Source organism: Metabacillus rhizosphaerae, from assembly GCF_037201795.1.
GTDB classification, from domain to species: Bacteria; Bacillota; Bacilli; order Bacillales; family Bacillaceae; genus Metabacillus; species Metabacillus rhizosphaerae.
Map to the genome: position 1 here is coordinate 1,562,403 of NZ_CP147403.1, position 13,642 is coordinate 1,576,044.

Annotated in this window: 11 protein-coding genes; 6 read left to right on the forward strand and 5 right to left on the reverse strand. The window is 34.6% G+C overall.

The window, feature by feature from the left end; genetic code table 11:
• Positions 1–59 precede the first annotated feature (59 nt).
• The 3 genes from WCV66_RS07455 (at position 60) to WCV66_RS07465 (ending at position 2,274) form a co-directional block, all read left to right on the forward strand.
• Positions 60–1,004 carry a sugar-binding transcriptional regulator gene (locus tag WCV66_RS07455; RefSeq protein WP_338788495.1) on the forward strand — a complete coding sequence of 315 codons (945 nt, stop codon included), beginning with the start codon at positions 60–62 and terminating at the stop codon, positions 1,002–1,004.
• Between the two features lie 166 nt (positions 1,005–1,170).
• Positions 1,171–1,695, forward strand: a complete 525-nt coding sequence (locus WCV66_RS07460) for a type 1 glutamine amidotransferase domain-containing protein (RefSeq protein ID WP_066329798.1) — start codon at positions 1,171–1,173, stop codon at positions 1,693–1,695.
• 174 nt (positions 1,696–1,869) lie between these two features.
• Positions 1,870–2,274, forward strand: coding sequence for a GNAT family N-acetyltransferase (locus WCV66_RS07465; protein WP_338788496.1), 405 nt, complete (start codon positions 1,870–1,872; stop codon positions 2,272–2,274).
• 123 nt (positions 2,275–2,397) lie between these two features.
• On the opposite strand, the gene WCV66_RS07470 is transcribed toward WCV66_RS07465, so the two are convergent.
• Complete coding sequence (locus WCV66_RS07470; RefSeq protein ID WP_338788497.1) at positions 2,398–3,498, reverse strand: endospore germination permease; 1,101 nt, start codon at positions 3,496–3,498, stop codon at positions 2,398–2,400.
• Between the two features lie 333 nt (positions 3,499–3,831).
• On the opposite strand from WCV66_RS07470, the gene WCV66_RS07475 reads away from it, so the two are divergent.
• The 3 genes from WCV66_RS07475 to WCV66_RS07485 all read left to right on the forward strand — a co-directional run bounded on the left by WCV66_RS07475 (position 3,832) and on the right by WCV66_RS07485 (position 9,797).
• Positions 3,832–6,861 carry an efflux RND transporter permease subunit gene (locus WCV66_RS07475; protein ID WP_338788500.1) on the forward strand — a complete coding sequence of 1,010 codons (3,030 nt, stop codon included), beginning with the start codon at positions 3,832–3,834 and terminating at the stop codon, positions 6,859–6,861.
• Between the two features lie 415 nt (positions 6,862–7,276).
• Positions 7,277–9,313, forward strand: coding sequence for a methyl-accepting chemotaxis protein (locus WCV66_RS07480; RefSeq protein WP_338788501.1), 2,037 nt, complete (start codon positions 7,277–7,279; stop codon positions 9,311–9,313).
• Positions 9,314–9,506: 193 nt separating this feature from the next.
• Complete coding sequence (locus WCV66_RS07485; protein WP_338788502.1) at positions 9,507–9,797, forward strand: DUF3817 domain-containing protein; 291 nt, start codon at positions 9,507–9,509, stop codon at positions 9,795–9,797.
• 229 nt (positions 9,798–10,026) lie between these two features.
• Here the strand turns inward: WCV66_RS07485 and WCV66_RS07490 are convergent, their stop codons facing one another.
• From WCV66_RS07490 to WCV66_RS07505, 4 genes are all read right to left on the reverse strand, one after another.
• Positions 10,027–10,686: a PspA/IM30 family protein gene (locus tag WCV66_RS07490; protein WP_338788503.1), complete on the reverse strand. Its 660-nt coding sequence runs from the start codon at positions 10,684–10,686 to the stop codon at positions 10,027–10,029.
• Complete coding sequence (locus tag WCV66_RS07495) at positions 10,686–11,192, reverse strand: hypothetical protein (RefSeq protein ID WP_338788504.1); 507 nt, start codon at positions 11,190–11,192, stop codon at positions 10,686–10,688. The genes WCV66_RS07490 and WCV66_RS07495 overlap by 1 nt, the downstream gene beginning before the upstream one ends.
• Positions 11,193–11,466: 274 nt before the next feature.
• Positions 11,467–12,843, reverse strand: coding sequence for a sensor histidine kinase (locus WCV66_RS07500; RefSeq protein WP_338788505.1), 1,377 nt, complete (start codon positions 12,841–12,843; stop codon positions 11,467–11,469).
• Positions 12,833–13,507: a response regulator transcription factor gene (locus WCV66_RS07505; RefSeq protein ID WP_338788506.1), complete on the reverse strand. Its 675-nt coding sequence runs from the start codon at positions 13,505–13,507 to the stop codon at positions 12,833–12,835. The genes WCV66_RS07500 and WCV66_RS07505 overlap by 11 nt, the downstream gene beginning before the upstream one ends.
• Positions 13,508–13,642 lie beyond the last annotated feature (135 nt).

Genomic DNA, 13,642 nt, shown 5'->3' on the forward strand with positions numbered 1-13,642 from the left:
GCCTCTCTCTTTTATTTTAAAAGGATCAATCAAATTATCATGATTTAGGTGCTGTGTAAATGGAAAAGGACAAGCTCAATAAAATAATTGAAGTCGCAAGGCTCTACTACCAATTAGATTATAGCCAGCAAGAGATTGCAAAAAAATTAGATGTGTCAAGACCAACTGTTTCAAGATTATTAAAGCAAGCAAAGGATTCTGGAATTGTCGAGATAAAAATTCATAATCCTGTTGAAGCTGGCGAGCTATTATCTGAACGGTTAAAGGATAAGTTTTCCTTGAAGGAAGTTGTAGTTGCCTCAGTTTCAGAGTATGACAATACGTTAATTAAACGGCATTTAGGAGAGACAGCAGCAAACTATTTAAATAAAATTGTTAAAGATCATGATGTCATTGCTACATCCTGGGGAACGACTGTTTATGAGCTAGCTACAAAGCTAAAGCCAAAGCCAATTAGTCATACAACAGTTGTCCAGTTAAATGGTGGGGTGAGTCATTCAGAAACAAAGACCTATGCTTCTGAAATTATTCATTTATTCGGTGAAGCATTTCATACACAAACCTTTTTGTTACCGTTACCAGCAATTGTTGACCATATTGTAGTAAAGCAAGCGATAGAAGCTGATCGACATATCCGAAAAATTCTTGACTTAGGTAAACAAGCAAACATTGCTATTTTTAGTGTTGGAACTCCTGTAGTTGATTCGGTTTTATTACAAGCAGAATATTTCTCAGAGGAAGATAAACACTTAATTCAATCAAAAGCTGCTGGTGAAATATGCTCAAGATTTTTTGATAAAAATGGGGAAATTTGTGTAGAGAATTTAAATAATCGCACGATTGGAATTGAGCTTCATGAACTAGCTAAAAAGGAGAAATCAATTCTTGTAGCGGGTGGACCGAAAAAACTTGAAGCCATATATGGTGCATTAAAAGGCAAGTATGCAAATGTATTAATAACTGACGAGCATACTGCAAGTTTATTAGTTGATATGGAATATTAGCCATAGAGGTTGAAAATGACCTTTATGGCTTTTTAGTAGAAAAAGGAACAGCACCGGCTTATAAATTATGTTAAGAATTGCAAAGAGATTATATTCAAACAATTTGTATTTCCCTGCTACATGGGTTAAGTTAAGATTAAAGAAAATTCAAGGGGGAGCGAATTAAATGAAATTAGTAGGTAAAAAGGTATTAAGCTTCGTTCATGAGGATTTTGAAGATTTAGAGCTATGGTATCCGATCCATCGCTTACGTGAAGAAGGGGCAATCGTTGATTTAGCAGGAGAAGATGCAGGATATACATATAAAGGGAAATATGGTGTACCAGCTAAATCTGATTATGCATTTCAAGATATTGACCCGAGCGTATATGATGCCTTGCTAGTTCCAGGAGGATGGGCTCCAGATAAGCTTCGCAGGTTTAAAGAGGTAATTGACATTGTGCAACATATGGAAGAGAAAAAGAAACCAATTGGACAGATTTGTCATGCAGGATGGGTTTTAATCTCTGCTAAAATATTGAATGGTAAAACCGTAACAAGCACACCTGGAATTCGTGATGATATGGAAAATGCAGGGGCTAAGTGGCTAGACGAAGCGGTTGTTGTCGACGGCCATCTGATTTCAAGTAGACGTCCACCAGATCTTCCCGATTATATGAAAGCCTTTATTGAAGTTTGTGAAGGAAAGTAATAAAGGTAGTTAACATAATTCTATAATATTGACCTCTAATGCATGGTATGTATTCATTCAAAGGAATACTCTTCTGTAAATTTAGAGGTCTATTTTTTTCGTTATCTTCCTAAGAAAATACTGAACAGCTAATTATTATTTCGGTAATAAATACTTTTAAGAAGGAGAATGATTATGACTGTACAAATAACCTATAAAGTTAATGCGGAAATAAACGCTCTGGAATTATCATCGGTTTTCAAAGCATCTGGAATAAAACGGCCAGTAGATGATCTACCAAGACTCGGACGAATGATCGAGCACGCAGACATCCTTATTTCAGCATGGGATGGTAATCAGTTAGTTGGGATTGCCAGGGCGATTACGGATTTTAGCTATTGCTGCTATTTATCTGACTTAGCCGTTAATAAAAACTATCAGAAAAATGGGATTGGTAAAGAACTTATCTCCTTGTTAAAGGATGAATTAGGAGAAGAAGTAGCATTATTATTATTAGCTTCACAAGAAGCAATGGGATATTATCCGCGAATCGGCTTTAATGAAATCGACAATGGCTTTAAAATTGCAAGAAAAAGATAAAGCATGGAATAAGATAGATGCAAAAGTAAAGATATGTTCAACTTTTATATATTGAGTACTCAGGTCTTAATATATAAATTGAGTCCCATTAAAAAGCCATTCTCTAAAAGTGTGAGAATGGCATTAAACTTTTGCATTGAACTTTTTACGGATAAAGGCGATACATAACAATAGTATTGGTACAATAATTTGTAATGGGATATGTAAATAGATGGTAATGAATTCTTTACCAACCTCTATAGCTTTAACAAAATCATTACCATATAAGAGTGATAAAGGAATAATAATTGTACCCATTGATAGTAATATTGAGCGGGTATCCTTTATGTTAAATAATTGAGAAATACCTACAGAAGCACCGTACGTCCACCCACCTACCTTAAAAAATACACCTGATACAATCAGTAAAATGATTAATGCATCAAATCGTTCAAGAAAATCGGCAATAGAAACTTGTTTTGTAGATGCAAGAAGTGGGAATAGCTGGTTGGCATAAACTTCTGGACCTAAAACTGAGATGTTCAAAATTGAATTTATGGTTAACAAAATACCCCCAATCAAAATTACCGCTATTCCTACCCACTTGGTGTTCTTTTTTTTATTCAAAATAGGAAAAAACATTGTAATAATGATGGTTTCACCAAATGGGAAAGTGATCGTATAAGGAAAAACTTCTTTTAATACTGGTTTTACACCATTACCTAATACAGGAGTAAGGTTATTAAGGCTGAATTCTTCCACACTTAATAAAAGCAACCAAACGACTATGGTTGCAATCATATAAACTGGAAAGACTACTTCCCCCATACGTCCAAACGTCTCAACACCACCTCTTAGGCAATAAATCATCAACACCATAAAACTCCCTATAATGATAACAATTGGGGTTTCAACTAAGATCGATGAGACAATCAGCTCCCCAAAATCTCGGCAAGCAGTTGAGGCGAGAAAAGTAAAATAAAGGATATAAATTAAAATTACAGGGTATGCAAGATACTTACCAATAATTTTAGGGATCATCTGGATTATAGTATCATCAGGATAATAATCAGATAATTTAGTATAGACGAACATTAATATCAGACCGCATAACATGCCTGCTCCAATAGCTATCCAAGCATCCTGCTTTGCTCCTGATCCAATCCCAAATATCATTGTATTTCCTATTTCAAAACCAATGATCACATAAAAAAGTTGGAGTGCACTTATTTTTTCCTGCTTCATTTTTATCACCATAAAGGTTTTCGAATTATTCTAAATCTAAACATTAACTTTGATTCTGTTATTATATCCCAGTATTACAATGCATTATGCAACAGGTATCTGAGTTTCTGGATATTCGTAATATCTGATATAACAATTGGCGCTTACTCTTTTCCAATATACGTCTTAAGCCTTAGAAGGTTTTACACCTTAAGTCATTTAACTCTTCCACATTTTGTTATTAAAATAGTGACTGTAGTAACTAACTGAATATGACAAAATTTCCCTATGATTAGGGAGGAGTCAAAGAAAACAATTTTAAAGGAAAAGAAATTTGGAAGGAGTTAATATTAAATGTCTTGGTTTACGAAATGGTCATTTAGGAACAAAGCTGCTATTGCCATAATGTCTCTGCTTATCTTAGTAATGGGGGTTTTAAGTTATTTTCGATTACCGATGGAGTTTTTACCATCTGCTGATCAACCATTTATTTCAGTTGTTGCAATGGGAGAAGGATTAGATGCAAGCTTGATGGAGGATCAAGTAACGAATCCGATTGAAAATGCTGTAGATAGTGTTAATGGAAAGACCAATGTGTTTTCTACCACTGGGGATGGCTATTCATCCGTTGATATTCACTTTGAGTCAAATGTTGACAAAAAAGAAGCAAAGCGTGAAATTGAGGATGCATTAGCAAATGTACAATTACCAGCAAATGTGATGAAACCAAATATTGTTCAATTGAACACGTCTATGATCCCTGTTTCCTACATTGCGTTAACGTTTGATGAAGGAATTAATCCTGAAACCATTCAATATGCAGAAGATGAAATTGTCCCATATTTTAAAGAAATCGATGGTGTTTCAGATATTCAAACGAATGGAACGATTCCTTCATATGTATCTGTTGAATTAGACGAAAAGAAGATGGCAGAAAAGCAAGTCACGCTTGAAAATATCATGCCACTGCTCCAGGGTCAAAATATTGCAACTGCAGTTGGTGAAAAAAATATTGATAATAAGGCAGCAAATATAAAAGTTGTTGGTGATATAAATACGATTGAAAAACTTGAGGATACAGAAATTATTCCGAAAGTACCACTAAAGGATGTAGCAAGCATTACAGTTGATAAACAAGAAAATAATCTTACACGTGTCAATGGTAAGGATGGATTACTATTCGTCATCACAAAAGATAGTAATTCAAATGCGGTAACAATTAGTAAAGAAGCGGAAAAAGTATCAGAAGAAGTGAATGATAAGTACGATAATCTTGAAACAACCGTTGTATTAGCTTCAGCTGATTCGGTAGAGTCATCTGTTCACAGTATGATTAAAGAAGTCTTATTAGGTGCACTTTTTGCGACAATCGTGATTATGCTTTTCTTACGAAATCTACGTTCAACACTTATTACAATTGTGTCGATCCCGCTTTCATTAGGATTTACTTTATTCCTTCTTGCACAGTCTGGTGTGACGTTAAATATCTTAACACTAGGTGGGGTAGCTGTTGCTGTAGGTCGTCTTGTAGATGATAGTATCGTAGTCATTGAGAACATTTTTAGAAGAGCACAGAATGAAAAATTCACGATCAAAATGGTCATTGAAGCAACTAAAGAAGTTGGCTCAGCAATTACATCGTCCACTCTGACAACTGTTGCTGTATTTTTACCAATGGGATTATTAAGTGGAAGCTTACAGGATTTCCTACTTCCTTTCGCCTTGACGATTACGTATTCACTTTTAGCTTCTTTAATCGTAGCGATTACAGTCGTACCTGTTATGAGTGCTGCCTTACTTAAACACGCAAAAATTAAAGAGCACAAACCATCTCCAGGATTTGCAAAGTTTTTAACATGGTCATTAAATCATAAATGGGTTGTTTTAGTAACAGCTATCATTTTGTTCGCCGGATCAGTCGGAGGGTATTTGGTACTTCCAAAAGGTTCTGTAAACAAAACTAAAGCTGATTATGTATTTGTTTCGTTAAAATACCCTAATGAAACCCCAATTGAAAAAGTAAAAGAAGAGTCTTTGAAACTTGAGGAATATGTGTTAAAACAAGATGGCGTTGATAAATTATATTTGCAGCTTGGAAATTCAGAAGATGCTGCTAAATACGGTGCCGTAGGTAATCCAACTCAAACGCAAATTATGACGATTTTAGAAGAAGATGCTGATATGGGAGCCTTTATAGATAAAGTAAATACTCAAAAAGATGAGTATGATAGTGCTACATTAGAGGTTACTGAGGCTACACTAATGGGCGGTGGTTCTACATCAATCACGATTGATGTCATTGGTGATAATGAAGATGAACTTATTTCTGTATCAGAAAAAGTTCAAGCCGAGATTAATGATATTGAAGGGATTGAGAAGGTAAGCTCCAACCAAGATGAAACCAAAGCAGTCTATTCATTTGTCGTCGATCCAGGATTGGCAAAAGCAGATCAAGTTGCGCAACAAGCTGCGGTCATGCTAAATCAAACACCGTTGGGTACAATTGAAATGAATGGACTGCAAACGATGGTTATGCTTGAACCAGTCTTCAATCCTGACACTGAAAAAGAATTATCAAATGTTCCGATTATGACAGCTAGTGGTATGACTTCCATTTCGAAGGTAGCGGAGTTAAAGCAGACAGAAGAACCTACTAGTACATTCCACAAAGATGGTGAGCAATATGTAAGGGTTACAGCAACGGTAGATCCTGAAAAACTATCGACGATTTCAACTGAAATAAATAAACGGATCTTAGGAGATAAGACAGAAGAAGGATTAAACATTCCTGATAATATGGAAGTACTTGTTGGTGGGGCTAGTGTTGATCAAGCCAACGAATTTAATGATTTATTTATGACAATGCTTGCATCGATTGGAATTGTATTCCTAATTATGGTGATTACCTTTAAAACAATCCGTGCACCTATCGCGATCCTATGCTCTTTACCACTTGCAGCGATCGGGGCAATTTTAGGAATTATAATAAGCGGGATTTCTGTAGATATTACAGCACTACTAGGGGCTCTGATGTTAATTGGTATTGTTGTGACGAATGCAATTGTCCTACTTGACCGAGTAAAACAAAATGAACAATCAATGATTATTAGAGATGCAATTGTCGAGGCTGCTACAATTAGAATGCGTCCGATCATTATGACAGCTGTAGCAACAATCTCAGCAATGCTTCCATTATTGTTTAAAGAAGCTGAAGCGGGGAACTTGGTTTCTGCAAGTCTAGCTGTTGTTGTAATTGGAGGACTAAGTGTCGCGACTATATTAACGTTAGTGGTCATCCCAGTTATTTATGAGCTACTACACTTTAAAAAAGCAAAACGCCAAAGAAAAAAAGCAGAAAACTCTGATGAAACGTTAGCAATTTAAGAGTATAAAGCAAAAAGAGGTTCAACTCAAAAAATGAGTTGGACCTCTTTTTTATGGGCTGAGTCTATTTCTTTTTGGTTCGGAAAATATAAAGTGCATGTACTGTGGCTAACACTTTAACATCGAGTCCAGCGCTTAAGCAGACTAATAGAATTATTAAAAGTTATTCGTTATTAAAGTCCTGAATAAAAAACAGGATAATATTACTAGGTTTAGTCGAAAAACAAATATTTTTATGCTGAAAAACGGTCGAATTATAGTATAATTGAAAACGGATACATATGTGGGAGAATACTAGAAGTAAATAACGTTTCTTACTAGCCTAATATAGTGAGGAAGTAGATTCATATTCATATTTATTTTTATTTTAACTTGACGGAATATTAGGAAAATATATTCAAAGGGGTTAGCGATATTGAAGAAAAAAGCTAATAATAACAAGGATTCCACTCACAAACATAATATACAAAAAGAGAAAAGAACGAGAACAAAATTTTTTCCTAATCTAAAGGGGATGACACTTAAATCTAAAATAATCTTTTTCTTACTTTTATTTACGATCATTCCAAGTGTTATCATCGGAAATGTTGTTTATATTGTTTCTTCGAATACAATTGAAAACAAAGTATCTGATATGAATGAAGATATAGGTGTTCAAGTCACGAAAAATGTAAATCATGCACTAAAAGAATTTGAAAATATTACGTTAGTTCCCTTCTCAAATATGGACTTAATGGAACAATTGGATAATGATGAAGGATCGACGGAGTATGAACTTTTTAATAAGCAAAGAGAAATAACGGAGTATTTTTCAAGTATTACCTTTACTAACAAAAATGCAAAGGCCATACTCTTTGTTAATGACGAAAAAACAGTTTATGGTAAAACAAATGCAGCAGAAGAATTTGACATCGAAAACTATCTTAATTCCGACATCCCTGAAAAAGTAGAGGAATTATCTGGTTCAGTATTTTGGGCTTCTGGTCTAGAAAATAATTATAAAAATATTTACTTGATTAGAGAGTATGATAACATTGGGACCCTTATCCTTATGGCTGATGTACAGTTATTTCAAGAGGTCTTTGAAAATGATGAGAAGAATTCTGGGAGAGATATCTCCATTATTAATGAAAACGGCATTATCATTTCTAGTAATAAAAAGGAATTAGTAGGTAGTAAATATGAAAATCATAAAAATAGTGAAGAATATTTAGTATCCACAATTGAAAGTGAAAATGGCTGGCAGGTTTCTGTTTCAACCTCAAAATCATATTTATTAAAAGACATACATGATGTTATTTATCTTGTTTATATCATAATCTTGGCATTTGTTCTTTTATCCGTTTTTGTTAGTATCTTTATTGCGAAAAGTATGATCAGACCAATTAATAAAGTTGTCACGATCATGAAAGAGGCTGAAAAAGGTGATTTAACAAATAGAGCTGATTACTTATATAAAAATGAAGCAGGCCAGCTGGGACAAAGTTTTAATAACATGATTGACAATATCACGTTGATGATCGAAGAAAATAAAAAGGTTTCGACATATGCTGTTAATCGTGCAAATGATCTCAAGAGGATTGCAGAAGAATCCGCTTCCTCATCTGAACAAATTGCTAGCGCAATTGAAGAAGTTGCAAAGGGCGCAGTTAGTCAGGTTGACTATTCTGAAAGAACGAATCGAGAAATGAAGGAGCTTTCTAGTGAAATCGTTGAAGTAGCCAACAATATGGAAAAAGTATCAACGATCACAGAAACGACGAAAAAGCTTAGTAGCCAATCGATTGAAACGATAAAAGACTTAACGGATAAAAATAATGAGATGGGTGCAAATATCGGACAAGTGGATATGACGATGAATGCCTTAAATAAGGAAATTACTCAAATAAAAGACATCGTGGAAATGATTAAGAGTGTTAGTGAGGAAACGAATTTATTATCTCTTAATGCAAGTATTGAGGCTGCTAGAGCTGGTGAGGCTGGTCTTGGATTTGCTGTTGTTGCTAAGGAAATTCGTAAGCTCGCTGATCAAACAAAGAGCTCTTCAATGAGAATTGAACAAGTCATTGCAAGTATTTTAAATCAAACAAAACGATCAGTTGAATTAGTTAAAACAACGATAACGTTATTTAACGAACAAACAAATTCGATTCATCATACCCAAAAGTCATTCGAAAATATCCTAGAGGGAACAGATTCAATTATAAGCGAAATTAATTATGTAGAGGCGTCGATTGGAAAGATTAACACAAATAAAGAAAAGGTTGAAATAGCAATCAATGAAATGGTTGAGGTTGCAGAAGTATCCTCATCAACAACAGAAGAGGTAACTGCCACAACAGAAGAACAGGCAGCAGCTGCTGAAGAATTAGGGGATTTAGCTGCTTCACTATCAAGCACGATTTATGAACTAGAAGAAATCATTCATAAGTTTAAAGTGAAGGGAAATTAGTCGTTTTTGTCTAGATTGTATGATACGGGATATATGTAGAAATGAAATGGGATAGACACACTGCAACGATACATAAGGTTGTACTGTGTCTATTCTCTTTTTCTGTTGGGAAATTGTCAAAGATTATCGTTTTCGGAAGTGGAGATGCATGTATAATAAATAGTATAAATCGGATAATATTGGAGTTGATAGGATGTTTAACACATCTGTTGGGATATTGCGTTTTTTTGGTATATTAGAGGGTATTTCTTATTTAGTCCTTCTGTTAATTGCAATGCCATTAAAGTATTTTCTTGATCTTCCAATTGCAGTTACAATTGTTGGGGGTTTGCATGGCTTCTTATTTGTTTTATATGTCATCATGATAGTTTTTGTTAAGTTTAAAAAGCGGTGGTCTTATTTATGGGGGATTTGGGCTGGTTTCTTAGCATTTATACCGTTTGGAACATTTTATTTAGATAAACAATTGAAAACAAAGGAATAATAGGTTTAACCAATGAGCTGACGTAAAGTGGGAATTGAGAAGGGCTGACAATTATAGATGTCAGCCTTTTTTAATCGTTATGAATGCACTTCAACCTTGTCTAATATGTTTTGAGAAGTTTCTTCATTACCGCATTACTTGGTAAATAAGGAGGCAACCACATATGGAGATTCTGCCCAATTAAAAGAGAAAAGAACCTGTCCTATTTTTGAGCAGGTTCTTCGCTTTTTTACGCTTGTTTTTCGTTGAGCGCCTCTTTTGCTTTAATAAATTCCTCTTCTACCTCTACAGAATACGTCTTTTCTTTTAAATGATCTTTTTCATACAAGTAATCCTGAGCACTTGCTTGAGCCTCTAAGCGTAGTACTTTATCTTCCATTCTAGCAAAGCCATTCAAGATATTTTCAGATTGAGAAGAGTATAGTGTGCTTTTAATCTTATAAGTTGTTTGTGCGGTATTTGCTCTTGATATGAGTAATGCTTTACGATTTTGTAATTCAGCGTAAGTATCCTTTAATTTTAAAACTTGTGCTTTTAATTGTTTTGTTTGATTTTTAATAGACGCTAGTTGTTGCTCAAGGGCTTGTAGCTTTTTCTCATGCTCAATTCGATCATGGATTGCTAGCTTAGCCATATCGTCATTATTTTTTTCTAGTGCTAATTGTTGTTGTCTTTTACGATTTTCAATTGCTGTTTTAACTTGTTCAATTAACCTTTCATGTTTTTGTTCAAAATAAATTTGATTTGCTAATGCAGATTGTGCCTTTTCAAGTTCTGTTTCAAGCTCTCTAATATACTGCTTTACCATACTTATTGGATCCTCAAACTTGTCCAATTTGTGGTTCATATCAGCAACTGCTATTGTTTTTACACGTTTAAAAATTCCCATTATTTATCATTCTCCTTTTTTGTTTTACGTTCCCAATCATCTAGAATATCGTGAGTAGTTGTATGATATGTTGGGGATGTAACCATGATTGGTTCATCTATAAAATCTGTACCCGCCTTTTTTTGTTTAAAAGCGAGATATAATGCTAGTAATAACACTGGAATGGCAATTATCAGTGGTAAGATTGAAAACAACCCAACTATTAGCAAGAAAATACCTACCCATTTCTTCACTGATTCACCATCAGCTTTTTTCCAAATCCACCAGCCTAAAGCAATTAATCCTATAGAAACAAGGAACGGTAAAAGTGAAAAGTCAAACATGTTTATGTTGTTTCCAAATCCTGCACTTCCATGATGAAAGCCACCACCTCGTCCATAGCCCATATATTGATGGACAGTAGCTAAATGACCGATAACATTTAATATGATCGTTAGGACAACTAGTCCAAGTATGGCAATCCCAATCCAAAGTAAAGGACTTTTTCTTTTTCTCGTTCTCTTCATTTCTCCACCTCCTTTCAAATTGTACTTAACTTGCTATAGGTATAATTTAATAGAGTTTGGTGAAAAGACGGTGAAAAATAGAAGAGCGAGTAAAAAAAATAGGAAAAAGTAGAACTTTGTCGAAATTGGAAAAATCGAAGATAAATTAAAATAATCGAAGATAAATAGAAAAAATCGAAGATAAAATGATCATTTTCGTAAATAAATAGAAAATCGTGGCCCTTTTATGGACATAATTTGTTATGTGTAAATAAAAAAGCCTGTAGAATTTTCTCTACAAGCTATCCTTATATGGAATTTTCACTAGAAACGTACTACCTTCACCAACGCTACTTTCTACATTTATTCGACCACCGTGTATGTCTACAATCCATTTTGCAATGGATAAACCTAGTCCATGCCCACCAAGGTGTCTTGTTCTAGCTTTATCTACACGGTAAAATCGATCAAATATATGGGCTAGATCTTTAGCATCGATCCCAATCCCTGTATCCTTCACAGAGATAAAGATCAAATTTGATTCTTTCCATAATGACAATGATATTGAACTAGAATCGTGAGAGTATTTTATTGCATTATCAAGTAGAATATAAAGTAGCTGGGTCAAACGTTCTATATTTCCATTGATCTGAATAGATGAGGGACTCTTTAGTTCAAGCTGGATATTTTTTGTATGTGCATGAGCTTCAAAAGAATCGATTGCTCTTTGCGAAATTGGAACCAAGTCAAATACTTCAAATGAAATCTTTTGATCATCTGAATCAGATCTTGCTAAAGTCAGTAAATCCCCAACAAGACCTGTCATTCGTTTCACTTCTTCCTTCAAATTACCGACCATCTTTGTCGAAACCTCATTTTGGTGCTGGTCCTCCATTTCAAGTATATCTAAAGAAGACAACATGACACTTAATGGTGTCCTTAATTCATGGGACGCATCAGCTACAAACACCTGTTGTCGCTTAAAAGCTTGCTCGATTGGAATCATTGCCCGTTTGGACATTACTCTACTTAAATAAAAAGCAACACCTGAAAAAATAAGAGTTGAAATCAACAAGATCCTAAAAAGTCCATTTAAAAGGTTAGTTAAATCAGTGATATTTTGACCGATATAGAGATAGCCAACAAGTTGGTTTCGGTCATAGATTGGCTTTGCGATCATAAGCAGCTCCAGCTGTTGATTTTTAGGTCCATAGGTTGAAAATCGGTTTTTCTCCTCATTTTGCATAAGTTCTTTACGATTAATGAAGATCTCCTCATTCTGTAATTCTTCCCGTTGTGGCTTCCACTCTGAAATGATCGTAATAAATTCAGTCTCGAGAAGGGGAAGCTGCTCATTTTGTAAAACTAATTCACCTCGAGTGTTCATTACATAATAAAATAATTGATCACTATCAGTGGTCACGAATTGAGGATTAGCCCTCCGATCGTTAGGTCCATTGTCGTAGTCCATAGACAAAAATGTTTCAACTAAATTTGCCTCATGCTGTACTGTATCTCGTAATTCATTTTTCTCAGCAGTTGTAAACCAAATATAAACAATTGAATAAAGAATAATGATAAATAATAATAGAAACAAAATGATGAGTAAGCTGTACTTTACTGTTAACATTTGCTGTGTTTTCGAGAATAGGTCATGTCGTTTACGTATCAAGCTTATATCCAACCCCTCTGATACTTTGTAACCAATCGCCTTTTTGAAACTTGGTTAGCTTTTTACGAAGTAATTTCACCGTAGCATCAATTGTTTTATACGAAACATCGGTTTCATTTCCCCATATTCGATCAAAAATAATGTCTCTTGTTAACACTTGTCCTTTATTTTGTACCAATAAATCTAGTAGCTGGTATTCTCGTGGGGTTAATTGTATCACCTGTTGCTCCATTTGTAGGGATTGGCTTGTTCGATTGATCGAAAGGCCTTTAATCGTAAGTATTTCTTCACGAATTGGTGAAAAATTACGTCGTGCTAGTGCTCGAAGTCTTGCTAATAACTCATCAATCTCGAAAGGTTTCACAAGATAATCATCTGCACCAGCATCTAGGCCAACAACACGATCCTGAAGAGCATCCTTAGCTGTTAACATTAAAATTGCTCCACCATAGCTATCGTTTCTTAGCCGCTTACAAATTTCAACTCCATCACCATTAGGCATCATCCAATCCATAATAATGACATCATAATGAGAAGCACTAGCATAATCATAAGCATCCTCACCAGTTTGAACCCATTCAACCTGATAATTTGCCTTTTTCTCTAGCATATATGTAATAAGCTCGCCAAGCTTAACGTCGTCTTCAGCTAACAAAACATTCATCTCTTCTAACTCCTTTCAATAAAAACAGTTTAACCTATCCTATCATTAAAAAATGAAAAATTAGAGAAAAAAGTTGCGTGAAGATCACATGCATTATGAAATGGGTGGAAAACCTAAAAAAATTAATCCTTTCCA

Excerpts from the sequence above, each read along its gene's own strand:
- WCV66_RS07455 (WP_338788495.1), top strand. The coding sequence starts at position 60 with ATGGAAAAGGACAAGCTCAATAAAATAATTGAAGTCGCAAGGCTCTAC.
- WCV66_RS07460 (WP_066329798.1), top strand. The coding sequence starts at position 1,171 with ATGAAATTAGTAGGTAAAAAGGTATTAAGCTTCGTTCATGAGGATTTT.
- WCV66_RS07465 (WP_338788496.1), top strand. The coding sequence starts at position 1,870 with ATGACTGTACAAATAACCTATAAAGTTAATGCGGAAATAAACGCTCTG.
- WCV66_RS07470 (WP_338788497.1), bottom strand. The coding sequence starts at position 3,498 with ATGAAGCAGGAAAAAATAAGTGCACTCCAACTTTTTTATGTGATCATT.
- WCV66_RS07475 (WP_338788500.1), top strand. The coding sequence starts at position 3,832 with ATGTCTTGGTTTACGAAATGGTCATTTAGGAACAAAGCTGCTATTGCC.
- WCV66_RS07485 (WP_338788502.1), top strand. The coding sequence starts at position 9,507 with ATGTTTAACACATCTGTTGGGATATTGCGTTTTTTTGGTATATTAGAG.
- WCV66_RS07490 (WP_338788503.1), bottom strand. The coding sequence starts at position 10,686 with ATGGGAATTTTTAAACGTGTAAAAACAATAGCAGTTGCTGATATGAAC.
- WCV66_RS07495 (WP_338788504.1), bottom strand. The coding sequence starts at position 11,192 with ATGAAGAGAACGAGAAAAAGAAAAAGTCCTTTACTTTGGATTGGGATT.
- WCV66_RS07505 (WP_338788506.1), bottom strand. The coding sequence starts at position 13,507 with ATGAATGTTTTGTTAGCTGAAGACGACGTTAAGCTTGGCGAGCTTATT.